Origin of the sequence: Paramagnetospirillum magneticum AMB-1, assembly GCF_000009985.1 — a bacterium.
Taxonomy (GTDB): domain Bacteria; phylum Pseudomonadota; class Alphaproteobacteria; order Rhodospirillales; family Magnetospirillaceae; genus Phaeospirillum; species Phaeospirillum magneticum.
On sequence record NC_007626.1, the window covers coordinates 2,007,370 to 2,031,798 of the forward strand.

A 24,429-nucleotide genomic window follows, 5' to 3' on the forward strand; every position below is an offset into this window, starting at 1 on the left:
AACGGCGGGGTGGGCGGTCGGGCGAGGCGGGCTCAAGACCCGCTCTCGTCAAAGGACCGCCCCTGCCGCAGACTGAAATCCGAACCCGTCAGGTGGAGACCGATATCCTGGCGATCGGCGGCGGCACCGCCGGCCCCTGGCCGCCATCAAGGCCAACGTCAAGCGGGCCGGCGCCATCGCCGAGGGCATGGACAGCGTCAACAAAGCCGTCATCAAGGGCCACGCCACGCCCGAGCAATACGTCAAGGAAATCACCATCGCCAAGGACGGCTTCCTTCCGCGCTCCTCCCTCAGGCCACGTTGCGGCGACGTTGACGGGTTTGGCCGCTCAGGTAGTCGTCCATGATGGTGGCCAGCTCCCTCGACTTGTGGCCAATGTCGCGGGCCTTGCCATCGATGGAGACCAGGTGGGCGTCATAGCGCTCCAGCCCGGTTTCGATGCGTTTCATGACTTTGCCGATCTGCTCGGCGTTGCTGGCCAGCTGCCGGCTGTTGGCGGCGATTTCCCGGCAGTTCCTGTCGATCTCGCCAAAGGCGCGGTCCAGGCGGGCGATGGTGTCCTGCGTTCTGGCCCGGATGGCGGCCATTCGTTCGCTGACGTGCATGGGAAAGTCCTTTCGAATGGAGGGGCGGGTCAGGCGCAGCGCACGTTGGAGAGGAAGGTCTCCACCTCGGAGTGAATGGCGGCGGCGTGGCGGGTCAGGCTGGCCGCCTCGCCGCGCACCCGGCCCGACGCGCTGCCGGTCTGGCTGGCCTCCTCGGTCACCCCGTGGATGTGGCGATTGACCTCTTCGGTGCCGCCGGCCGCCTGATTGGCGTTGCGGGCGATCTCCGAGGTGGCGGCGCTTTGCTGCTCCACCGCGGCGGCGATGGCGCTGCTGATCTCGTCCAGGCGGGCGATGATGCCGGTGATGTCCTGAAGCGCCCCGGCGGTATGGGCGCCGGCGCCCTGGACTTCGGCGACATAGGTGGTGATCTCGCCGGTGGCCCGGGCGGTCTGCTGCGCCAGCTTCTTCACCTCGGACGCGACCACGGCGAAGCCCTTGCCGCTTTCCCCGGCGCGGGCGGCCTCGACGGTGGCGTTCATGGCCAGCAGGCTGGTCTGGGCGGCGATGTCGGTGATCAGCCCGACCACCTGGCCGATGCGGTCGGTGCTGCTAGTCAGCCCGCCCACCAGGGAATTGGTCCGCCGGGCCATGTCCACCGCCTGGGCGGTGATGCGGGTGGAGTCCGAGACGCGCCGGCTGATTTCGGTCACCGAGGCGGACAGCTCCTCGGCGGCGGCGGCCACCGTCTGCACGTTGCAGGTAGCTTGAGTCGAGGCGGCGGCCACGGCGGCGGCCCGCTCGGAGGTCTTGGTGGCGATGCCGGCCATGGAGGTGGAGGTGTTGTCCAGCCGGCCCACCGCCTGGCCCAGATCGCTGACCACCTTCAAGACATTGGCTTCGAACTGGCGAGCCGAGGCCTCGATATGGCTGGCCCGGGCCAGCTGGGCGAGGCGGGCCTGCTCCTGCTCGGCGGCCAGGGTTTCGGCCCGGACCATGCTGTCGCGGAACACCTGGACGGCGCTGGCCATGGCGCCGATCTCGTCCTGGCGCCCGACGCCGGGGATCGAGACGGTGTGGTCGCCTTTGGCCAGGTGGGACATGGCGTCGGTCATGCCGGTCAGGGGAACCGCCACGCCGCGGGCCAGGATCACCGAGAACAGCATGCCGCCGCCGACCGCCGCCAGGGAGGCCAGGGCCAGGGCCATGGTAAAGGTGGCGGCGCGGCGGTTGCTGCTCTGGCTGACCTCGGTGACGGCGGCCTTTTGCAGGTTGCGCACGCCGGCCGCCAAGGCCGCGAACTTCTCGCCGGTGGCCGGCATGTCCACCTCCACCACCCGGCGGGTCGAGATCATCGCGGTGGCCGTCTGGCGCATGGCGTCGCGGAAGGCGGCGACGGTGCTCCGCGCCTCGGCCAGTCCCTCGCGGTCGGCGGCGCTGCCGGTGCGGGCGTCCAGGGTGGCGGCGATGCCGTCGAAAGCATTCAGATGGCCTTCGGCGCGCTCGATGAAGGCGGGATCTCCCATGGAGATGAAGCGGGCGACGCTGAGCCGCGCCAGGGAAAGCTTTTCCTGGGCCTGGGACGCATGGGCGACGAAATCGACCCGGCCGGCGGCCAGGGCGTCGGCCAGCAGCCTGCTCATGGTCTGGGTGGCTTTTTCCGCCGCGCCCTGCTGCAGCTTGATGCTTTCGTCGCGGCGCTGGCGGCTGGCCACCACCTGCTCGAACAAGGCGCGATAGCTGCCGACCAGGTCGCGCATCTCCACCAGGATGGCCCGGCGCTCGGCGTTGCGATGGGTGGCGACCGACTCTTCCAGTTGGCTGGCCAGGGTGGTCAGCAGCTCATTGGCCCGATCACGCATGCGGACATCGCCGGAATTGGCGAAGCCCAGGACGTTGCGGCGGGCGGCGGCGATGTCCCGGTCGATTTCCACCACCCGCTGGGCGTTGGCCGAGATGCGCCCGACCTCGCCGAGGTCGGCCATGACATTGCTGAGGGAGACATAGCCGAGAGCCGCCAGACCGGCGGCCAGGGCGCACAGTCCCCCGGCCAGAGCGTAGATGCGGGTCCGGATGGAGAAGCGGTCGAGCAGGGTGGACTTGGCGGTCATGTCTTGGATCTCCCGGTGATCGGGGTGGAAGGGCGAGACAGGTTCAGGATGGGGCAGAAAGCGGCGCTTGCCATTCCGGCACAGGTATTTCGCGGGGCGCCGGAGGTATAGCGGCCGCGACGCGGCGCTAGACCTCCGTCTATCGGGTTGGCGAGCCGCACGCGGCCAGGACCTGCGCCGTGGCCTCCCTGAGGGCCTGACGGGTGAATGGCTTGGCCAGGATGGCTTGCGCTCCGGCCGATTTCATGGCGTCGACGGACGGGTGGGACAGTCCGCCCATGCCGCCGGTCATGGCGATCACCGGCAATCGGGGCTGCCGGCTGCGGATGGCCGCCATCAGCGACATTCCGTCGCCGCCGGGCATGAAGACGTCGGTGACCACCAGGTCGATGGTTCCGCTGTCGATCAGCGTCAGGCACTCCCGGCCGTTGGCGGCGACCTCCACCCAGTGGCCGTCGCGTTCCAGCATGGTGGCGACCACCTCGCGCAGATCGGAATCATCGTCGGCAACGGCGATGCGGATCATGGCGTTCCTCATCAAGCGGCCCGGCGGGCGCGGCCGGGAAACCGGCCGGCGAGGTAATCGTCCATGATGGAGGCGAGGCGGCGGGACTTGTCGCCCAACTCGCAGATGCCGGCATGAATGCCGCTCAGTTCATCGTCGTAGCGCCGCAGGTTGGTCTCGATGCGCTTGATCGTGACGCCGAGCGCCGCGGTGTTGTCCGCCAGCCGGCGATTTTCGCGCGAGATGGTGCCGTAGGCGGCCTCCATCTCGCGGCAGGATTGCTGCATGCTGGCGATGCTGCGGGCCAGGCTTTCCCGGCAGCGGCTCATGCGGTGGTCGATGGTCATGGCGGGCTCCTCCCCCGGTGTCGAACGGGAGGAAGCATGGCGCGAGCCCGGGCCGGGCGCATTCCGGCAGACGTATTCCGGCGGGCGGCGGAGGTCTAGCGGGCGCCGCCAAGGGTATGGGGGATGGCTACTGGACCGCGTCCGCCACCAGGCCGCCGCGCACCGCCGTGACGGCGGCGTGGGAACGGTTCTTCACCCCCAGCTTCTGAAAGATGCGGGTGAGGTGGAGCTTGATGGTGACCTCCTGAAGGTCCAATTGCCGGGCGATCTCCTTGTTGGAGGCGCCGGCGACGATCAGGGCCAGGACTTCCATCTCGCGCGAGGTGAAGAGCGACGGGTCCAGGGTGGGAGTGGCGGGAGCGGCGGGTTTGGACGGCAGGGCGGCGAACTCGGCGGGCACATAGGTGCCGCCCGCGCCCACGAGGCCCACGGCCTGGATGAATACCCTGCTTTCCAGGGTCTTGGGCAGGAAGCCCCTGGCCCCCGCCGCGATGCAGGCGCGCACGGCGTCGTCGTCGGCCACCCCGGACATGATCGCCACGGGCGTGCCCCTGGCGGCGGCGATGGCGGTGGGAATCCCCTCCACCCCGTTCATGCCCGGCATGGAATAATCGAGCATGACCAGATCCACGCTTTCCCGCTCGAGCAGGGCCAGCGTGTCGGCCAGATTGCGGGCGGTATGGAAGCTTCCCGCAGGGAACGCCTTCTCCAACTGGCCCAGCACCGCCTCCAGATAGAGCGGATGGTCGTCGGCGATGATGATTCTCATCTTGGCGCACCCCTGGAAAAACAACTGGAAGGTTCTACCCCGCCACTAGACGGAAGTCTATCGGGCGCTGTACCGATGCCGGTAGAGCTGCCACCATTAGCGCTCCGCTTTCAACACGGCCGGGGGTAAATTCGCCGGGGCATGAAAGACACCGATTCGCATCCGACAAAGGCTCGCCGGTGGCGGCTTCCCTGGCACGGCGCCGCTGTGGCCGCCGACGTCCCGGAAATGGGCGACGTCCCGGAAACGGGCGGCGGCCCCGCCGTGGCCGCGGCGGATTGCCTGTGGAGCGTGGACGCCCGGGGAAGGCTGATCGCCCTGTCGGCGCCCCTGGGCGTCTCCTTGCCGCTGCCGTGGTGGCGGGTGGTTCGCCTGGAGCGGACGGACCGCCGTGCCCTGGCCATCAGCCTGAAGAGCGGACAGCCGTTCAGCGGCCTGCGGGCCAGTCTTCGACGGGGACCCCTGGCGGGAACCGGGCTGGACCTGTCGGGGCGCGGGCGTCATGGCGGCTGGAGCGGCGCGGCGCTGGTGCGCGATGATCCGCCGCTTCCCGACTTCGGCACGGATGGCCGGCGCGGTGCCGACCTGATCCAGGCGGTGCTGGAGCAGACGGCGACGGCCCTGGCCGTCGGCACCGTCTTCGTCGCCCGGCGCGAGCGCGACGGCACCTTGATTCCGGAATTCGCCGCCGCCGACCCGGCGGTGGGCGGCGACATCGTCGGCCACCCCTATCGCAGCCTGGGCACCGCCTGCGGAGACGTGCTGTCCACCGGACGTCCCCTGGTGGTCGCCGCCGGCCTTGACGAGCGCTATCCCCTGCTTGGGCGGTTCCGCCGCCTGGGCGTCACCGCCTATGCCGGAGCGCCGCTGTTCGATGGCTCCGAGGCTCCCGGCGGTGTGCTGGTCGCCTTGGGGACGTCGCCCTTCGACGACCCGTCCAGGGTCGAGGCGATTCTTGCCGCCGCCGCCCGGTGCGTCGCCCCCCATTTCCGCGCCGCCCTGGAAGAGCGCCGCCTGTCGCATGCGGCCGCGCGCTTCTCCTCCCTGCTGGATAATCTGCCCGGCATGGCCTACCGCGTCCGCATGTCCCCCGACGGCCGGCGGCGAATGCTTTACGCCAGCCAGGGCGCCGAGCGGCTGATCGGCATCACTCCGGCCGAGATGTGCCGCCTGCCCTCCGATCGCCTGCTGGAACTGCGCCATCCCGACGACCGCGAGCGCACCCTGGCCGATACCATCGACCGGCTGGGCCGGCAGGACGAGGTCTCTCTGCGGTGGCGGCTGGCGCGGCCGAGCGGGACGGTCTCGTGGGTGCGGTCCAGCGAGCGGCTGGTCGGCCGCGACGGCGCCGACCTCCTGGTCGAAGGGTTGCTGCAGGATTGCGGTGCCGAGGTCGAGGTCGAGGACGAACTGGCCCGCCGGGTCCGCGAATTGAAGGCGGTGGCCGACTATGCTCCCGACTGGGAAAGCTGGCTGGACGAGGACGGCGGCCTGCGTTGGCTCAGTCCCGGCGTCGAGAAGGTCACCGGCTACACGGTCGAGGAATGCCGGGCCCTTGCCGGCTATCCGCGCAGCCTGGTCTGCGACGAGGATCTGGGTGTCTTCGACACCGCCATGGCCGCCGCCGGAGCGGGATCGGCCGTGGCCGACATCGACATCCGCATCCGCCGGCGCTGGGGCGAGGCGAGCTGGTGCTCGCTCTCCATCCAGCCGGTGATCGCCGATGGCCATCCCGCCGGCCTGCGCCTGTGCATCCGGCGTATCGACCGGCGCAAGGCGGCCGAGCAGATGCTGCACCAGCGCGAGGAGGAGATCGCCCGGGTTCTGGCCGCCCTCGATCTCGTGCGCGAGGCGGTGATCGTCAGCAATGCCGAGGGCACCATCTCCTATGCCAATGCCGCCGCCGCCCGGCTCCTGGGCTTCGAGGCCGCCGCCGCCCTGCGCGGCCATCCCTGGCGGACCCTGGGGCTGGCCGGATCCTCCTCGGCGCCCTTCCTGGACATCATCGAATCCTCCCTGGCCAGCCGGGGGGCCTGGAGCGGCGAACTGGTGCTGGGGCAGGGGGAGGGCGCCATCTATCTCGACACCCGCTTCGCCCGCATGCCCCAGGACGGATTCATCGCGGTGCTGACCGACATCGGGGCGCGCAAGCTGGCCGACGAGCAACTGCGCGAGAACCAGGAACGCTATCGCGCCCTGTTCGAGACGGCCGGCGACGCCATCTTCCTGATGGAAGGCGCCGGCATCATCGACTGCAATCCCCGGGCGGAAGCCGTCTTCGGCCACGGCCGCGGCGAACTTCAGGGGCACGGTCTGCACGATTTCGCTCCGCCCCGCCAGACCGATGGCCGCGAGTCCAAGGTGGTGGCGGCGGGATTGCTGGCCAAGGCGCTGGGCGGCCATCCCCAGGCCTATGAATGGCTGGGCCGCCACAAGGACGGTTCGCTGATCCATCTCGACGTGACCCTGACCTGCGTCCCCCGGCGAGGGCGGCCCTATCTGGTGGCGGTGGTTCGCGACGTTACCGAGCGGCGGCGGCGCGAGGACGAGCAAAGGCACCTGGAACAGCAACTGGCCCAGGCCCGCAAGCTCGAGGCCCTCGGCCAGCTGGCCGGCGGCGTGGCCCATGATTTCAACAACATCCTGGGGGCGATCCGCGGCTTCGCCGACCTGCTGAGCGACGAGGTTCCGGCCGGGTCGCCGGGCGAGCGCTATGTGCGCCGCATCCTGACCGCCAGCGACCGCGCCAAGGGCGTGGTCCGCCAGATTCTCGCCTTCTCCCGCCGCAGCGAGGTGTCGCACGGCACCGTTGATCTGGGGCGTCTGGCCGAGGAATGCCTGGGGCTGCTGCGGGCCAGCCTTCCCGCCACCACCGGCCTGACCTTCAACCACGGTGCGGGGGCTGCCGGCACCGTGGTCGACGGCGATCGCGACCAGTTGAGCCAGGTCATTCTTAACCTGGTGATCAATGCCAACGATGCCCTGGACGGGGTGCCGGGCGACATTCAGGTCATCGTGGCCCGGTCCGGCGACGGGGCGGAACTGCGCCGCCTGACCAGCCGCACCCGGCCCGAGCTGGCCCTGGCGGTGGAGGTGGAGACCGATGCCGGCGGCGGAGTCACGGCCTTCACCGGCCGTTTCGATCCCGACCGTCCCCATGTGACGCTCAGCATCATCGACAGCGGACCCGGCATTCCCCAGGCGGTGATCGCCCATGCCTTCGACCCGTTCTTCACCACCAAGGCGGCGCGCCAAGGCACCGGCCTCGGCCTGGCCGTGGTTCACAGTATCGTCCTGGCCCATCATGGCGCCATCGTGGTGCGCAGCCATCCCGACCGGGGATGCCGCTTCGACATCGTCCTGCCCATGGGCCAGGGTGATGCTGCCGCCGAGATGGCCGTGTCCGGCACGGAGGCGGCCTTGCCCCCCGGCACCCGGGTGCTGGTGGTGGATGACGACGCCGATTTCGGCGACATGATCCTGGCCATGCTGGAACATCGCGGCGTTGAGGCGGCGGTGGTGTCCTCGCCGCTGGATGCACTCGAGGTCCTGCGCGATCATCCCGACGCCTGGGATGTCATGGTGACCGACCAGACCATGCCGGGCATGCGGGGCATCGATCTGGTCAAGGCGGTCAAGGCCATCCGGCCCGATCTGCCCTGCCTGATCTGCACCGGCTATCCCGAGGCCCTGGACGAGGCCGCCCTGACCAAGGCCGGGGTCTTCGCCCTGCTGCACAAGCCGGTGGACTTCCCCCATTACTTCGCCCAGCTGGCCCGGGCCTTGGCGGTTGATTAGGTCCTTTCCGGCGACGGCAGGATTTCGCGGATGGTGGCGAACAGGGCGTTCACGTCCAGGGGCTTGGCCAGGTAGCGGACGCATCCGGCCTCCAGGGCCTGGCGGATGGTCCCGGCGGTGGCATCGGCCGACAGCGCCACCACGGGGATGGCGCTGATCTCAGGAATCGCCTTGAGACGGCGTAGCGCCTCGATCCCGCTCAGCCCCGGCAGGTTGATGTCGAGCAGGATCATGTCCGGATGGGCAACGGCGGCGATTTCCAGGCCGATCTCCGCGGTGGGGCTGGTCAACAAGGTGAAGTCGGATAATTCCGCCACCAGATCCTGCATCAGCTGCACATTGGCCGGGTTGTCCTCCACATAGAGAATGGTGCGGCCGCCCTCCACCCTGATATTGGCCGAGGACAGCTCCCTGCCGTCATGCCGGGCGGCGGCGGCCGGATGGCCGGCGGCGGCGGGAACCTCGACCCAGAAGGTGGTGCCTCGCCCGGTGGCGGTCTCGAAGCCGATGCGCCCGCCCATGGCCTCGACCAACTGCTTGGAGATGGTCAGTCCGATGCCGGTTCCCTCGATCTCGGTGGCTTCCGCCCCCAGCCGGTTGAAGGGCCGGAACAGCAGCGCCTGCTTTTCCGGAGCGATGCCCGGCCCCCGATCGGTCACCACGAAACGGACGCTGTCCGCCGCGCCCGGCTCCATGGTCAGGGTCACCGTCCCTCCCGACGCGCCGTATTTCACGGCGTTGGACGTCAGGTTGAGCAACACCTGCTTGAAGCGGGTGTAGTCCACCCGCAGATGACTGGCCGTGGCTCCCGGCACGCTGGCATCGACCATGGCCACCCTGCCGCCGGCATAGGCCCGCGTCAGGTCCATGACCTCGTCGAACAGTGGGCGGGCCTCGACCTCCTCCAGCGAGAGGGCCAGGTTGCCGGCCTCGATCCGGGCGAGGTCCAGCACCTCGTTGATCAGCTGCAACAGGTGCTGCCCGCCCTTGATGATGCACTGGGCCTGGCCTCGCTGCTTGTCGGTCAGGGGACTGGACCGGCTGGTCTCCAGCAATTGCGCGAAGCCGAGAATGGCGTTCAGGGGCGTGCGCAATTCGTGGCTCATGGAGGACAGGAAATCAGACTTGGCCTGATTGGCGCTGTCGGCGGCCTCCTTGGCCAGCCGCAATTCCTGCTGGTGGCGTTCCAGGTTGGTCAGGGCGTTGCGGAGCGATTCCTCGGCGTACTGACGCTCGTTGATTTCCTGCTGGAGGCTGGCGGTACGCTCGGCGACCCGAGCTTCCAACTGGTCGCGGGCGGCGGTCAGCTGGGCCTCGGCATGCTTGCGTTCCGCCACCTCGGCGGCCAGGGCGGCGTTAATGCGGGTCAGGTCCTCGCCCCGGCTTTGCAGTTCGGCATAGAGGATGGCGTTCTGCAGGAATCCGCTCACCTCGTTGGCCAGGGTCTCCATGAAGCTCATCCGCCGGTCCAACTCGCCGGAGGTGGCGATGGTGCCGAAGGCCAGAACGCCGAACACCTGATCGCCACGCCCAAGGGGAAGCGCCACCACCGTTCCCAGGCCGCTTTCTGCGCAGCGCATGCCGTCTTCGTCGGCCAGGGCGTTGGAGTAAATCGTTTCACCGATGCTGAAGGCGCGGTGGCACAGGCATTGATCGGCCTCGGTGCAGGCCGGCGACGGGCCGGGCTCTCCGCCGCGCCAGTGGATGGCCCGCAGCACCGGGGCTTCCCCGGCCTGGCGCAGGAACAGCATGGCCACGTCGGCGCCCACCACCGGCAGGGTCTCCTGGACGGTGATGGTCGCCAGATCCTCAAGGACGACGGTGGCCCCCAAGGTTTGGGCCAGGTGGTGCAGCGTGGCGATCTCGGCGGTGCGCCGGCGCTCTTGCGCCTCGGCCTTTCGCAGTTCGGTGACGTCGCGCAGGCTGATGACTGAAAGCCGCTCGTCACCGATGCCGACCGCGAAGAGATTGGCTTCGGCCAGCAACGGGCGGCCGTCGCCCCGCTGGCCGGCGATATCTCTCCGCTCGCCGGCGGCGGCCAGGCCGGGGGCCAGTCCGTCCATCAAGCGCCCTTGCAGTGGCGCGGGCAGCGGGGTGTCGTCCAGGCGGCGGTCGGCCACCTGGGCCGCAGGCACGGCCAGCATCTCCTCGGCGGCGGGGTTGAAGGCGACCACCGTCCGGTCGGCCCCGATGGCGACGAAGGCGTCCATGGAGCCCTGGATGATGGCCCTTTGCCGGGCCTCGCTCTCGGCCAATTGGGCGCGCGACCGGTCGAGGCGGCGGTAAGGCGCCCGCACCACCGCCACGAACAGCCCCTGGTACAGCAGGTAGAACCCCGCCACCTTGTAGCTGTGCCCCATGACGTTGAAGATATCGGTGGTCCGCTGCCAGGCGGTGAAATACAGCTCGGACAGCACCATCACCCAGGCGGCGCTCACCAGCCAATGGCGGTTGGCCAGGTCGCGCTTTCGCCACAGCAGGGGAATGGCCGCCAGCAGCATGATGATGACAGCCCACTCCACCCCGATCTTGAAGGGGGTGAGCCCCTGGCCCCGCACATAGGTGGCGGGCAGGGAATCGAGGTGATAGATGGCCGCCCAGGCCACCACCACCACCGCCGCCATGATCGAGCCCAGCAGCAGCGGCCGGGACCATGGGCTGGCGAAGGGGCGCCACGGCAGGATGGCGATGGTCAGCATGGCGCCCGCGGCCAGAAGGCGCGCCGCCAGCCAGAAGACCAGCCCCTTCTGGACGTCGCTGGGTGTGATGAAATCCGGCATCCCGTCATAGGACAGGGTATGGAGCATGTCGAACACCGCCACGCCGAAGAAGCAGGCGGCCAGGATCGAAAGGTTGCGGGGGCGTTCGCGGTCGTGGGTATGCCAGCCCACGGCGAAGACCAGCACCGCGACCACGCTGGAAAAGCCTTCGGTCACCTGGTGAAAGGCCAGAAAGACGTCACGCTCGTCGAAGAGGTTGTGAAAGGGAATCAGGGGGGCCAGGGCGAACAGCATGGTGAATGCCGCCGCGATCCACAGCGCCGTTCGCCCCTCTCCCTCGTCGCCGGCCATATGCGACTGCGGCCTGTCCTCGGCGTCTCCCAGCATGTCCCCCGGTCCCGACCGGCCCCCATCAGCCCCCAAAACGAGCATCAGTGAAGCATGGCTGACGCCGTCTGACCAGGGGAATGGCGTTGCCTTTTCAGGGCTTATGGCGCCATCGGGTCACCTTCCGTCGGCGCTGTCGTCCCAGCCGCCTCCCGCCGCGGCGTAGATGGCGATCAGATTCCGGCGGAGGCTGGTATCGGAGGCGGCCTGGGCCGCTTCGGCGTCCAGCAGGTCGCGTTCCGCCACCAGGACGTCGAGCAGGCCGGTATAGCCGTTGGTAAACTGGGTATGCGCCAGCTCCGAAGCCCGGCGATTTTGGGCCACGCCGGTGGCGAGCGCGACATTGCGGCCGGCTTCGTGGCCATAGCGCGACAGGGCGTTTTCCATGTCTTCCAGCGCTTCCAGCACGCTGCGCTGATAGGCCAGGAAGGCTTGGCGCTGGCGGGCGTCGGCGGCGTCGATCTGGGATTCGATGCGGCCGAAATTAAGGATCGGCTGGACCAGGGTCAGGCCGATGCCCCAGGGCGTGGCATTCATCGGGGTGGCGGTCTGGGTGCCGAACAGAGCGGCCAGCGAGATATTGGGAAACAGTTCGGCGGTGGCGGCGTCCTTGGCCGACAGGCTGGCGGCGAAGCGGCGCTCGGCGGCGCGCACGTCGGGCCGTGCCGCCAGCACCTTGGCCGGGGCGGCGATGGCGACGCTCGGATTGAGGGGCTTGGCCTGCGGCAGTTCGGCCAGCAGGGCGTCACGGCCGCCGGGCACGCGGCCCAACAGCACGGACAGCCGGTTCAAGGCCACGTCGCGGGCGGTCTCCAGGGACGGAATCAGGGCCTCGGTGGCCGAGACCCGGGCCCCGGCCCGCTGGACGTCGAAATCGCTGGCCAGGGCGCCCTGGCGCTGGGCGCGGATGATCTCCAGGGTGCGGCGCTGGGTTCCCAGGTTCTGGCGGGTCAATTCGATCTGGCGGATGGCGTCGCGCAGGTCGAAATAGGACCGCGCCACCTCGGCCAGCAGCGCCACCCGCACGCCCTGGCGGGTGGCTTCCTCCGATTGCAGCAGGGCGTTGGCCTCGGCCATGCGGGCTTGATTGCGGCCGAACAGGTCCAGCTCCCAGGTGGCCTTGAGGTCGATCTCGGCCACGCCCACCGCCTTGTCGCCGGTGGCGTAGCCCTGATTGGCGCGCTGGGCCGAGCCGGCGGCGGAGATGTCGGGCAGCAGACGCGAGCGGGCGAGGCCGCGCGCCGCCTGGGCCTCCTCGACCCGAGCCTTGGCCATGGCCAGGGTCTGGTTGCCGGCCAGGGCGTCGGCCACCAGGGTGTCGAGGGTGGGATCGCCGAAGCGTCGCCACCAGGTCTGCTCGACCTCAGCATCGGGGCCCAGGACCAGCGGCGCGGTGGGGTCGGCCTTGGCCGGCGCGCTTCCGGTCAGGCGGCTCCACAGGGACGGGGTCTCGATCCCGGAATCTTGCGGCCCGGCCGGGCTGGTGCAGGCGGCGAGCAGCAGCCCGGTCAGCACCAGGGCGGAGGGAGCGATCTTGCGCTTAGACATGGTGGTGCACCTTTTCGGTTCCGGTGACGCGCTTTTCCAGCGCGCGCATGAGGACGTAGAAGACGGGGGTGAGGAACAGGCCGAAGAACGTGACGCCCAGCATGCCGAAGAACACGGCGACACCCATGGCGTGGCGCATCTCGGCGCCCGCCCCCGAGGACAGCACCAGCGGCACCACCCCCATGATGAAGGCGAAGGAGGTCATCAGGATCGGGCGCAGCCGCAGATGCGCCGCCTCGACGGCGGCCTCGACGGTGCCCTTGCCGGCGATCTCCAGTTCGCGGGCGAACTCGACGATCAGGATGGCGTTCTTGCAGGCCAGGCCGATCAGCACGAACAGGCCGATCTGGGTGAACATGTTGTTGTCGCCGCCGGTCAGCCAGACGCCGGTGATGGCCGACAGCAGGCACATGGGCACGATCAGGATGATGGCGGCGGGCAGGAACAGGCTTTCGTACTGGGCCGCCAGCACCAGGAAAACCAGCAGCACGCAGATGGGAAACACCAGCATGGCGGTGTTGCCGGCCAGGATCTGCTGGTAGGTCAGCTCGGTCCACTCGTAGCCCATGCCCTTGGGCAGGGTCTCGTCCAGGATGCGGGTCATGGCCGCCTGGGCCTGACCGGTGGAATAGCCCGGCGCCGGGCCGCCGTTGACGTCGGCGGAACGGAAGGCGTTGTAGCGCATGGCGCTGTCGGGACCGGTGGTCTCCGTCACCCGGACGATGGAGCCCAGCGGCACCATGCGGCCCTCGAAATTGCGGGTCTGCAGCTTCAAGATGTCGTCGGGCTTGGACCGGAATTGGCGGTCGGCCTGGGCGATGACCTGATAGGTGCGGCCGAACTTGTTGAAGTCGTTGACGTAGAGCGAGCCCAGATAGATCTGCATGGCGCTGAACACGTCCTGGACGTCGACGCCCAACTGGGCGGCCTTGGTGCGGTCCAGCTCGGTATAGAGCTGGGGCATGCCGATCTTGTAGCTGGAGAAGACGCGGGCCAGTTCCGGGGTCTGGGCGGCCTTGGCCTGCACCGCCTTCATGGTCTGGTCCAGCGCCTCGTAGCCCTGGTCGGTGCGGTCCTCCACCTGCAGCTTGAAGCCGCCGATGGTGCCCAGCCCCTGGACGGGCGGCGGTGGGAAGATGGCGATGAAGGCGTCCTTCACCCCCAGATACTTCATCTGGAGCTTCTGGGAGATGGCGAAGCCCGACAGCTCGGCCGAGCGGCGCTCCTCGAACGGCTTCAGGGTGACGAAGACGATGCCGGCCGAGGGGCTGTTGATGAAGCCGTTGATGGACAGGCCGGGGAAGGCCACGGCGCTTTCGACGCCCGGTTCCTTCAGCGCGATGTCGGACATGGCGCGGATGACGCTCTCCGTGCGCTCCAGGGTGGCGCCGTCGGGCAGCTGGGCGAAGCTGACCAGGTATTGCTTGTCCTGGGTGGGCACGAAGCCGGGCGGCACCGCCTGGAATCCCACATAGGTGGCGCCCAGCAGCAGCAGGTAGATCAGCATGGCCGCCGATTTGCGCCCCAGGATGCCGGTGACGCCCCGTCCATAGGCGTGCGAGCCGCCGTGGAACACCCGGTTGAAGCCGGCGAAGAAGCGGCCGAACACCCGGTCCATGCCCCGGGTCAGGGCATCCTTGGGGGCGCCGTGGCCCTTCAGCAGGGTGACGGCCAGGGCCGGCGACAGGGTCAGGGAGTTGAAGGCGGAAATCACCGTGGAAAAGGCGATGGTCAGGGCGAACTGGCGATAGAACTGACCGGTCAGTCCACTGATGAAGGCGATGGGCACGAACACCGCGCACAGCACCAGGGCGATGGCGATGATCGGGCCGGTGACCTCGCCCATGGCCTTGATGGTGGCGTCGCGGGGGGAAAGGCCGTTCTCGATGTTGCGCTCGACGTTCTCGACCACCACGATGGCGTCGTCGACGACGATGCCGATGGCCAGCACCAGCCCGAACAGGGACAGGGCGTTGATGGAAAAGCCGAAGATGTGCATCACCGCGAAGGTGCCGACGATGGAGATGGGCACCGCCAGCAGCGGGATGATGGAGGCCCGCCAGGTCTGGAGGAACAGGATCACCACCAGCACCACCAGGGCCACCGCCTCCAGCAGGGTATGGACCACCGCCTCGATGGAGCCGCGCACGAACACGGTGGGGTCGTAGACGATGGCGTAATCCAGGCCTTCGGGGAAATTCTTCTTCAGCTCGGCCATGGCGGCGCGGACCTGATTGGAAATCTCGATGGCATTGGAGCCGGGGGACTGGAACACCGGGATGGCGACGGCGGGCTTGTTGTCCAGAAGCGAGCGCAGGCCGTACTGGGCGGCGTCGATCTCGACCCGCGCCACGTCCTTCAGGCGGGTGACCACGCCGCTATCGCGCTTGATGATGATCTCGGCGAATTGGTCGGCATCGGTGAGCCGGCCCTGGGCGTTGATGGGCAATTGCAGTTCGACGCCGCTGCCATAGGGCGGCCCGCCGATCACGCCGGCGGCGACCTGGACGTTCTGGCGGCGGATGGCGGCGACCACCTCGTCGGCGGTCATGCTCCGTTCGGCCACCTTCTCGGGGTCGAGCCAGATGCGCATGGCGTAATCGCCCGAGCCGAACAGCTGGACGCTGCCCACGCCCTGGATCTTGGCCAGCTGATCCTTGACGTTGAGCAGGGCGTAATTGCGCAGATAGAGCATGTCATAGCGTTCGTTGGGCGAGGTCAGGTGCACCACCATGGTCAGATCGGGCGAGCTTTTGACCGTGGTGACGCCCAGCGACCGGGTGACCTCGGGCAGCCTCGGCAGGGCCTGGTTGACCCGGTTCTGCACCAGCTGGGTGGCGAGGTCGGGATCGGTGCCGATCTTGAAGCTGACGGTGAGCGTCATGGTGCCGTCGCTGGCGGCCTGGGAGAACATGTAGAGCATGTTCTCGACGCCGTTGATCTGCTCCTCCAGCGGCGTCGCCACGGTCTGGGCGATGACCTTGGGATTGGCGCCGGGGAACTGGGCCTTGACGATCACCGAGGGCGGCACGACCTCGGGGTATTCCGAGATGGGCAGCAGGAGCATGGAGATCAGCCCCGCCAGCAGGATCACGGTGGAGATCACCCCGGCGAAGATGGGGCGGTCGATGAAGAATTTGGACAAAGTCATGGCGTGGCCTTCTCAAGGGCGAGGGCGGCAAAAGCGGAAAAGGAGGATGCGGCGCCTAGTTGGCGGCGATATCGTGTCTGAGGGTGCCCAGCGAGGCCTCCTGAACGGTGACCGCCATGTTGGGGCGGACGTGCTGCAGCCCGTCGACGATCACCTTCTCGCCGGCCTTGAGTCCGGCCAGGACGATGCGGCTTCCGTCCACCTGCGGCCCCAGCCCGACCTCGCGATAGGCCACCTTGCCGTCGTCGCCGACCACATAGACGAACTTCTTGCTCTGGTCGCTGCCGATGGCGCGTTCCTGCACCAGCAGGGCCGGCTCGTCGCCGCCGCTGGCCACCTTGACCGAGACGAACATGCCCGGCATCAGGGCGCCGTCCCCGTTGTCGAAGCGGGCCCGGGCGCGGATGGTCCCCGATGCGGTGTCGATGCGGTTGTCGAAGCTCTGAATGGTGCCGAGATAGGGGTGGGCCTCGTCGCCGCGCACGGTGATCTGCACCGGGATGCGGCGTTCCTTGTCGCGGGAGCCGTCCTGGGTGCGGATGCCCTTCATGTAGGTCTGCTCGTCCACCTCGAAATCGGCGTAGATGCCGTCATTGGAGACGATGGAGGTCAGCAGCGGCGCGCCGGGGCCGGCCTGCACCACGTTGCCCAGGGTGATTTCGGCGCGGCTGACCCGGCCGGCGATGGGCGCCTTGACATAGGCATGATCCAGGTTGATGTGCGCCTGCTTCAGTTCAGCCTCGGCGGCCAGCACCGCGGAATGGGACACCTTGTCGGCATTGGCGCGCTCGTCATAGAGGCGCTGGGCGATGGCCTCGGTCTTGATCAGGTTGACGGCCCGGTCAAGTTCGGTGCGGGCGAAGACGGCGTTGGTCCGGGCGGTGGCCAGATTGGCCTCGGCCTTGGCCAGCGCCGCCTCGAAGGGGGCGGGGTCGATCACGAACAGCACATCGCCGGCCTTGACCGTCTGGCCGTCATTGATGCGCACCTGGGTGAGGCGGCCGCTGACCTCGGGCCGGATCTCGGCGAAGTCCACCGCCCGCATGCGGCCCGAGAACGAGGACCAGACCTGGACGTTGCGGAGCGCCATGGTCTGCACGGTGACGGGAGCCGCCTGGGCGGCGGCGGCCTGGGCCGGCTGGCCGGGAGCGCCGCGGAGCAGCACCGCGCCGCCACCCAGGGCGGCCAGGGCGACGGTGGCGAGAAGGAGGGCCCTACCTTTGCTGAAGACGGGGCCTTTGCTGAAGATGGGGGCCTTGGCGAAGCGGGGGGAAGCGGTCATGGGAAAGCTCCTTCGATGTCTATGACCGGCAGGCCAGGGGGCATAATACCCTAGTATTTGACCGGTCAGTCTAGTCAATGATCCAAAAAATACCGCCCTTGGGCGGCATAGGGCGCGGCGGCCCCCTTTCCAACTTGTCCGGGCGGCAGGGCGCCCGGTCGGCAAAGCAATGGCAAAATAGTGCGCTAGGCGGCCGAACCGGCCTTGTCCTGGAGCCCCAGAAGTCCCAACAATCCCGGCCTCAGATCACGTTTGAGCAGGTTCAGGTCGTTCTGAATCCGGGCCAGGGTCATCTGCCCCAGAAGATAGGCGAAAATCTCGTGGGCCTTGGCCTTCACATCGGTGTCGGGGGGGAGAGTCCCCTCGGCCACCATGTCGCGCAGGGCGTTTTCGTAGTAGCGCTTCTTGCGGCTCGCCAATTCCTCGAACTTGACGCGGATGCGCTCCTCCAGCCCGGCCATCTCGCAGCCCAGCGAGGTGTCGGAACAGCCGCAGACCCGGCCGTATTTTTCCAGGGTCTCGGTCTGCTTCTCGATCACCACCTCCATCATGCGCTCGAACCGCTTCAGGGGCGGGGTGTCGGGCGAGAAGATGGTGTCGTAGAGCGGCTTGACCTCATGATACGAGTGTTCCATGGCCGCCACCGCCAAATCCACCTTGGAGGGGAAGAAGTGGTAGAAGCTGCCCTTCTTGACCCCGGCGGCCTTGCAGATGTCGTCGACGCTGACCGAGCCATAGCTGCTCATCCAGATCAGTGCCAGTGCGGTATCGATCAAAATCTGCTTGGTGTCGGGCGACGGGCGGCCCATGGAGAAACGTCCCAGAAAATCACATCTCGGGCAGAATAGTGTGCTCTTGACTGATCGGTCAAGAGCTTTTCGCTGGCCGGGATGAGGCGCCCGGGCGCGGCTTGGCTTCACGCAGAAACGGCTTCGGCCGACGCTGCCGCACAGTGCGGGGGGGGGGGGCCTTGATTGAACGGTCCCTGATTTTCGAGACACCTCCGGCAATCACATTTTCTGCCGTCGCTTGACCTCGACGATGGCCGGTTACAGACCGGTGTCGCCGCTCTGTGAGCCGTCAGAGAATGTGGCGGAACCTCGGATTTGAATTGTGAAACAGGCCTGCGGCTTACTGGAATCGTCAAAAAACAACTAAAAATACGCATTTTTGCTACACTTCTCCATGGGGGTGTGGTGAGGCCCTGTATTGGGAAAACTCCTCCAGATCAATGGGTTGATGGTGACACAGGGCGGCAGACGATGCGCCGCGTGGTGACAAGCTGAAACAATTCATCTTTAAGTATGTATAAGCGATGCAATTAGAATCTCAGGTAATTATAAAATGTTAGAATAACTACCTTGACGCGTTTATAGCTGCCGCTTATCGTTCCAATGCGTCAACCAAAGCATGCATACCGAACGCACTATTGACGGTTTTTGCTTGTGTGGCATTGGCTATAACACCTTAGGTTGCTTAAATATAATAAATTAGCAATTAAAGGCGTTGTTATGCTACATGATAACCCTCATCAAGTGGTGCTTCCGCTGCATTCGATGTTAGGAGAGGCAAGAAATGAGCGATCTGGTGGTGTTCTCTTATAAGTTCATGCAGATTTCCGTCGCAAATCTGACGGCCGGAAACAACGTGCAGGTGAACTTGTCGTCGGACGATACCGGCGGTGTGATTTCCTGGTCCAGCGGCGATCCTAACAACCAGCGGGCTGGTATCCGCCTGAACTCCCTGTCGGGCATGCTGCCGCTGAGCACCGCGTCGATCACCAACAACGCCCTGAATTTCCAGACCAGTTCGTCGGGCGGCGGTTCGGGCGCGCTCCAGTTCGAGTTCGACGGCTACCTGGCTGCTGCCGGCGTTCAGTATTTCAACCTGTGGTGCATTCGCGATCCGTCCATCACGGTGATGGGCTGCTTCAACAATGGCCCGTGGGTGGCGATCAATCAGTCCCCCACGCCGTTCAAGTGGAATGCGTGATCTGATCTGACGGAGGAGCCGGCGGCACTGCCGCCGCCGGCTCTGTTCCGCTCATCAGCTTTTCCGCCCTCGACCCAAACTCTCGAATCGGGTGGGGTGGTCGGCAAGAGGGAGTTGTGCCCATGGACTCGTTTCACGTCGCGTTTCACTTCATCTTGCAGAACTCAAGCCAGCCGCTGTCCGTGACCCTGACGGTGGACGGTCCCAATCAGTTCCTGTCCGGCGGCAGCTACACCCAGCAGGTGATGCCGTATTTGACGCAGGCGACTCCGCCGCTGGTGTCGGTCTCCCTGACCGAGACGCAGTTCTACGTGCAGTCGGCCAGTCCGGGGGCGGCCGCCGCCATGCAGGGGTTGGAGCTGGTCACCTATGTTTCCGCCGAGGGCGACTCTCTGGTCATCAATGTGGCGATGAATGGCGACGTCTCGGGCGGCTATTCCTTCCTGGGGGGGACGGGCGGCGCCGGTGTGTTGAAGCCTGGACTCAACACCATTCCTTTTCCCTCCTCCCTCTGATCCCTTTCCGAGCAAACGACGGGGGCCGGCCTCATGAGCACCAAGGGTACCGACGACAAGAACAGCAAGGATACTCCCAGGGGATCCTGGGCCGCGGTCGAGGAACCGTCGCCCGCAGCGGCGCCCCACGCGGTTTCGGTGCACGCCACCGCGCCGCAGGATCTGGTCGCCTCCGAGCGCGCGCCGCTGATGGAGCAAAAGCCGGTGGTGCCGCCCCAGCCCGCGACCCACGGGCCGTTCGATCCATTTCACCCGTTGACCATCACCCTGAGCAATCTTCCGGCCAATTCCAAGGCGTTCATCACCATTCGCGATGACCAGAACGCGATCTGGAGCGATGGCTCCGGCACCGGTCTGGTGGGGTTGAGCATCGAAGCCACCAAGGACGCCATGCTCTTCGTGGACAGTTTCCTGGTCAACGCGCGCGAGCTGTACCTGCAGACCAATGCCGTCAGCCAGGAGATCCAGATCCGGCTGTATGTCAACACGCTCCAGCACGATCTGCGTGGGCGTGTCGATCTTCCGCCCAATGCCAGCGTAACGCTGACCTCCACGATCGACCGAACCAGCCTGATCGGGCTCAGCTCATTCGTGGTGGAACTCTGACCGCAGACGGAATCAAGATCATGCCGACAAAGACCATTCCGGCGGTACTGCTGTTCAGCAACGTCGCCCCCAATTCCAACCTGAACATCACCTTCACGTCGCCGGGCGTGCAGTGGAGTCTGGGCTCTCTGTACGGCGACAGCCTGGGCTTTTCCTACAACGTGGTGGCCGACGGCATGGCCGGATCGGCCTCGTGCATCCAGGCCATCTCGTTCAACGATGCGCTGCTCAGCATCCGCATCGCGGCCAGCGCTCCGTCCTCGTGCAGCTTCACCCTGACCCTGTCCCTGACCATCGAGGAGGGGATCGATTACCTTCAGGGCTACTGCACCATGAACAGCGAGGCGACCGTTCAGGCCTTTTTCGGCAATGATGCGCCGGTCCGCTGGTACAACGGCCGCATCAGCGCCGTCTTCGCCAAGGCGCGGCGCCCCAGCTGCGGGGTGTTGCTCACCGTCAAGGGGTGCAAGCCGGGGGCGGCGGTGGAGATCGAGGTGGGCGGCGACGGCCGCGGACCGGTGGTGTGGACCCTGGGACCCGATACCGGCGACACCATGGGGCTGACCCTGTACAGCGCCGCGGCGGCTCTTCCGCTCTCGTCGTTCAGCTACTGCAACAATCGCTTGTCGGTGGTCACCGCCAGTGGCGGAACCTCCGGCACCGATTTCGGCCTGGTGGCCTTTCTGACCTGGGTCAACGTTGATCAGCGCTTCATCACCCTGAAGGCCCTGTGCGATCCGGCGGTCACCATCCACGCCCAGGTGGGCAACCGTCAGCCGCAATATGTCGGCCAGACTCAGACCCTGTTCACGCTGTAGCGCATGGCAGACCCGGACAATTCCATGGCAGCGGATGACGGACAGGTGATCTTGAAGATCAGCCAGTCGCTGGCCCGCCTGATCCGCGGCTCCATTCCGGAGCTGCAGGCGGAGTCCGCCGTGGTGTTCGATTCACCCGCCGAAATGGATGGGCACGAGCAAAATCGACTCAGTCTTTATCTGTACCAGATCGAGATCAATCCCTGGCTGCGCAACCAGCCCGGCACGTTGACCCGCCGTCCGGCCGGGGCCGGTCAGCCCGCCGGATTGGTCCGTCAGGCCCCGGCGCTGCCGGTGGATTTGATCTATATGATGGTGCCCTACGGCCGTTCCTCCGAGATCGAGCTGGTGCTGATCAACAAGCTGGTCCGCCTGTTCCACGATGTTCCCGCCCTGGAGGGACCGCTGCTGGACCCGGCGGTCCGGGCGTTGGGAAACCAGTCCATCGCCATCGTGCCCCAGGAGGAAAGCCAGCACCAGATGCGCGATCTGTGGGCGGGATTTCCCGGCAAGTCCTACAAGATCACCCGGCTCTACCGCCTGTCGCCGGTCCAGCTGCCCTCGACTCTGAGCGCGGGGGTGGAGATGGTCGAGCACGCAGATGCTCATTTGGCGTCGCGTCCCAGGGAGGAGGCCCGGCCATGACCGTCGTCCAGGCCAGCTTTTCCCTTCAGCTGAGCGCCGTGGTCCAACTGATCGATGGCTTCACCGGTCTGCCCGCCTGCGCGCCGGCCCTGTTCACCGTGGATGGCCTGGCGGCGCATCCCTTGCCGAAATCCCAAGGATTTCATGCCTTCACCGATCTGGCCGACGGCCCGCACCGGATCGAGGTGGTGGTGGACGGATTTTTTCCCCAGGCCTGCACCGTCACGGTGCCGCCGCCCGCCCCCTTGGCCGAGGCCATCGTCGTCTGCACCTTGGCCCCGGACCCGCTTTATCCCTATCCCGCCTGGATTCCGGTGATTCTGGGGCAGGTCACCGGTCCGCTGGGCACGCCGTTGGGGGACGTCGCGGTCGGCGCCGCCTATCCCAGCCGGTCCGGAGCCTCGCGGCGGCTGGAAACCCGCACCGATCGCGTCGGCGCCTATGACGGTCGCTATGCCCTGGGCCTGACCGGACGTCCCGATCCCAATGCCCTGGTGACCCTGTCCTTCGACAAGCCAGGTTACGCCAGTCAGACAAGTACCGTAGTCATTTCGTCTGCCGCCACCCACTTCGTCGACGTGGCCCTGGCCCCAGAGTAAGGAGACGCAGCGTGGTCAATTATCTCCATCCCGGTGTATTCATCCAGGAGGTGCCTAGCGCGCGGAGCATCCAGGGCGTGTCGACCTCGGTGGCCGCTTTCGTCGGGCTGACCGAGAAGGGGCCGACCAATGTGCCGACCCTGCTGACCAGTTGGAATGCCTATGTCCGCCAGTTCGGCTCCTTCGCCTGGTCCAGCTTCGTCTCGTGGGCGGTCTACGAGTTCTTCCTGGAGGGGGGGACCGCCTGCTACGTGGTGCGCAGCGACCCCGGCAACGGCAAGGCCGCCACCACCACCCTGGGCGGCACCCAGATCAATGCCGCCAGCCCCGGCACCTGGGGCAACGGCATCTGCGTGTCCATCACCAACGGCAGTTCCACCTCCGGCACCGCGCCGACCCCGGTCTTCACCTTGCAGGTGGTGGTGGATTCGTCGACGGTCAGTACGTCCTCGACCACGCTGTCCGGTCAGATGATGGCGAATTTCGTCATCCAGAACGGCCTGACCCCGGTGGCCATTCCCTCGACCGGCACCAAGACCTATTACGTGCTGGAAACCTTCAGCGGCTTCACGCTGGCCAATGCCAGCTTCGCCGACCGGATCAATTCCAACTCCATGTTCCTGCGGGTGGGGGCGGTGGACGGCGCCCGTCCCAGCAATACCGGCTCTCCCAAGCCGCTGACCGGCGGCGTCGGCTGGGACAACACGCTGCCGGCCGCCCTCAATACCTTGAAGACGGTCCAGGGGCTGAGCCTGCTGGCGGTTCCCGACACCGCGGGACTGGTCACGGGGGCCGGCATCAGCGATACGGCCACTCAAGCCGCCCAGATCAATACCGGCCTGCAGTTGTGCGAGACGCTGCAAAGCCTGTTCTACGTCATCGATCCCCCGGGGGGGATGAGTGTGCAAGACATCGTCTCCTTCAAGTCGGGAACCTTGGCCACCAACAGTCCCGCCATCAATTCCAGCTATGGCGCCATGTACTATCCGTGGGTCTGGATCACCAATCCGCTGGTCAACCTCCGGGTTCCCATTCCGGCCTCGGGTCCGGTGCTCGGCCGCTATGCCCACACCGACGGCAATGTCGGCGTGTTCAAGTCGCCGGCCGGCGTCAATGACGGCGCCATGCTGTCGGTGGTGTCGGTGGCTCAGACGCTGTCTGATTCCGATCAGGACCAGCTCAATCCCAACGGCATCGACGCGGTCCGCAACCTGATCAATTACGGCAACGTCATCTGGGGCGCGCGCACGGTCAGCCAGGACACCCAGTGGACCTATGTCAGCGTGCGGCGGCTGTTCATCTATGTGGAACAGAGCCTGAAGAACAGCCTGCAGTGGGTGGTTTTCGAATCCAACGACCAGGCCCTGTGGTCATCGGTCAGCCGCGACATCAGCGCCTTCCTGACCACGCTGTGGCAGCAGGGCGGCTTGTTCGGTGCCAGCGCCGCCGAGGCCTTCTTCGTCATCTGCGACGCCTCCAACAATCCGGCAGCCACCCGATCCCAAGGCTATCTCTACATCGATATCGGGCTCGCTCCGGTCTATCCGGCGGAATTCGTCGTCATCCGCATCAGCCAGAAGACCGCCGGGCCGGATTCGGGGAACTAGGATAGGAAAGGCTTGAACGACCATGGCACCTTTGACCGATCCCTATCGCGGGTTTCGATTTCGGATTGAAATCTCCGGCATCCAGATCGCCGCCTTCGCCGAGGCCACTATTCCCGATATCACCATCGACAGCGTGGATTATCGGGAAGGGACCGATCCCATTTACAAGCGCCCGCTGTCGGGCCTGTCCAGCTATGGCCGGCTGTCCCTGAAAAGGGGGCTGACCGACAGCACGGATCTCTATGACTGGCAGCAATTGGTTCTGAAGCAGGGGTCCGACGGCAAGGGCTCGCAGAAGAACGTCTCGCTGATTCTGATGGGGACGGACGGCTCCGACAAGAGCCGCTGGAACGTCATCAGCGCCTGGCCGACCAAGTACGAAACCGCCGGGCTGAACGCTTCCAGCAGCGACGTGGTGGTCGAGACCCTGGAACTGGCCATGGATTACATGGTCCGCGTGAAGTAGCTCACCCGCTCAAGGATG

The 24,429-nt window shown here is 66.7% G+C and carries 19 protein-coding genes; 9 read left to right on the forward strand and 10 right to left on the reverse strand.

Features of this window, described 5'->3' with window-relative positions:
- Positions 1-290: 290 nt before the first annotated feature.
- From AMB_RS09440 to AMB_RS09460, 5 genes are all read right to left on the reverse strand, one after another.
- A complete protein-coding gene (locus AMB_RS09440; RefSeq protein ID WP_011384272.1) occupies positions 291-605 on the reverse strand; it encodes a hypothetical protein in 315 nt (104 codons plus the stop codon).
- Positions 606-634: 29 nt separating this feature from the next.
- Positions 635-2,656, reverse strand: a complete 2,022-nt coding sequence (locus tag AMB_RS23360; protein WP_011384273.1) for a methyl-accepting chemotaxis protein — start codon at positions 2,654-2,656, stop codon at positions 635-637.
- Between the two features lie 139 nt (positions 2,657-2,795).
- The gene (locus AMB_RS09450; RefSeq protein WP_050750677.1) at positions 2,796-3,182 is read right to left on the reverse strand and encodes a response regulator; all 387 of its coding nucleotides are present in this window, start codon (positions 3,180-3,182) and stop codon (positions 2,796-2,798) included.
- Positions 3,183-3,193: 11 nt separating this feature from the next.
- Positions 3,194-3,508: a hypothetical protein gene (locus AMB_RS09455; RefSeq protein ID WP_011384275.1), complete on the reverse strand. Its 315-nt coding sequence runs from the start codon at positions 3,506-3,508 to the stop codon at positions 3,194-3,196.
- A 127-nt stretch (positions 3,509-3,635) separates the two neighbouring features.
- Positions 3,636-4,277, reverse strand: a complete 642-nt coding sequence (locus tag AMB_RS09460) for a LuxR C-terminal-related transcriptional regulator (RefSeq protein WP_011384276.1) — start codon at positions 4,275-4,277, stop codon at positions 3,636-3,638.
- Between the two features lie 207 nt (positions 4,278-4,484).
- Between AMB_RS09460 and AMB_RS09465 the strand changes: the two genes are divergently transcribed.
- A complete protein-coding gene (locus tag AMB_RS09465) occupies positions 4,485-8,075 on the forward strand; it encodes a hybrid sensor histidine kinase/response regulator (protein WP_043744043.1) in 3,591 nt (1,196 codons plus the stop codon).
- On the opposite strand, the gene AMB_RS23365 is transcribed toward AMB_RS09465, so the two are convergent.
- The 5 genes from AMB_RS23365 to AMB_RS09490 form a co-directional block, all read right to left on the reverse strand.
- On the reverse strand, positions 8,072-11,182 hold the full coding sequence (locus AMB_RS23365) for an MASE3 domain-containing protein (protein WP_011384278.1): 3,111 nt from the start codon (positions 11,180-11,182) through the stop codon (positions 8,072-8,074). The two genes, AMB_RS09465 and AMB_RS23365, sit on opposite strands and share 4 nt — an antisense overlap.
- 117 nt (positions 11,183-11,299) lie before the next feature.
- Positions 11,300-12,730 (reverse strand): efflux transporter outer membrane subunit, encoded by a 1,431-nt coding sequence (locus tag AMB_RS09475; protein WP_011384279.1) that lies wholly within the window; start codon positions 12,728-12,730, stop codon positions 11,300-11,302.
- Positions 12,723-15,881, reverse strand: a complete 3,159-nt coding sequence (locus tag AMB_RS09480) for an efflux RND transporter permease subunit (protein WP_011384280.1) — start codon at positions 15,879-15,881, stop codon at positions 12,723-12,725. Before AMB_RS09480 ends, AMB_RS09475 begins: the two co-directional genes overlap by 8 nt.
- 55 nt (positions 15,882-15,936) lie before the next feature.
- Entirely contained in the window at positions 15,937-17,163 is a 1,227-nt protein-coding gene (locus AMB_RS09485) for an efflux RND transporter periplasmic adaptor subunit (RefSeq protein WP_011384281.1), read from the reverse strand.
- A 185-nt stretch (positions 17,164-17,348) separates the two neighbouring features.
- A complete protein-coding gene (locus tag AMB_RS09490) occupies positions 17,349-17,972 on the reverse strand; it encodes a TetR/AcrR family transcriptional regulator (RefSeq protein WP_043744044.1) in 624 nt (207 codons plus the stop codon).
- Between the two features lie 766 nt (positions 17,973-18,738).
- On the opposite strand from AMB_RS09490, the gene AMB_RS09495 reads away from it, so the two are divergent.
- From AMB_RS09495 to AMB_RS09530, 8 genes are all read left to right on the forward strand, one after another.
- Positions 18,739-19,155, forward strand: coding sequence for a hypothetical protein (locus tag AMB_RS09495; protein ID WP_011384283.1), 417 nt, complete (start codon positions 18,739-18,741; stop codon positions 19,153-19,155).
- Positions 19,156-19,277: 122 nt separating this feature from the next.
- Positions 19,278-19,670, forward strand: coding sequence for a hypothetical protein (locus AMB_RS09500; protein ID WP_043744047.1), 393 nt, complete (start codon positions 19,278-19,280; stop codon positions 19,668-19,670).
- Positions 19,671-19,703: 33 nt separating this feature from the next.
- A complete protein-coding gene (locus AMB_RS23370) occupies positions 19,704-20,276 on the forward strand; it encodes a hypothetical protein (protein WP_011384285.1) in 573 nt (190 codons plus the stop codon).
- 20 nt (positions 20,277-20,296) lie between these two features.
- Positions 20,297-21,094: a hypothetical protein gene (locus AMB_RS09510; RefSeq protein ID WP_011384286.1), complete on the forward strand. Its 798-nt coding sequence runs from the start codon at positions 20,297-20,299 to the stop codon at positions 21,092-21,094.
- 24 nt (positions 21,095-21,118) lie between these two features.
- Entirely contained in the window at positions 21,119-21,739 is a 621-nt protein-coding gene (locus AMB_RS09515; RefSeq protein WP_197531986.1) for a DUF4255 domain-containing protein, read from the forward strand.
- Positions 21,736-22,338, forward strand: a complete 603-nt coding sequence (locus tag AMB_RS09520; protein ID WP_011384288.1) for a hypothetical protein — start codon at positions 21,736-21,738, stop codon at positions 22,336-22,338. The genes AMB_RS09515 and AMB_RS09520 overlap by 4 nt, the downstream gene beginning before the upstream one ends.
- A gap of 11 nt (positions 22,339-22,349) precedes the next feature.
- Entirely contained in the window at positions 22,350-23,945 is a 1,596-nt protein-coding gene (locus AMB_RS09525; RefSeq protein ID WP_011384289.1) for a phage tail sheath family protein, read from the forward strand.
- Positions 23,946-23,967: 22 nt separating this feature from the next.
- A complete protein-coding gene (locus tag AMB_RS09530; RefSeq protein WP_011384290.1) occupies positions 23,968-24,411 on the forward strand; it encodes a phage tail protein in 444 nt (147 codons plus the stop codon).
- The last annotated feature ends 18 nt before the right edge of the window (positions 24,412-24,429 follow it).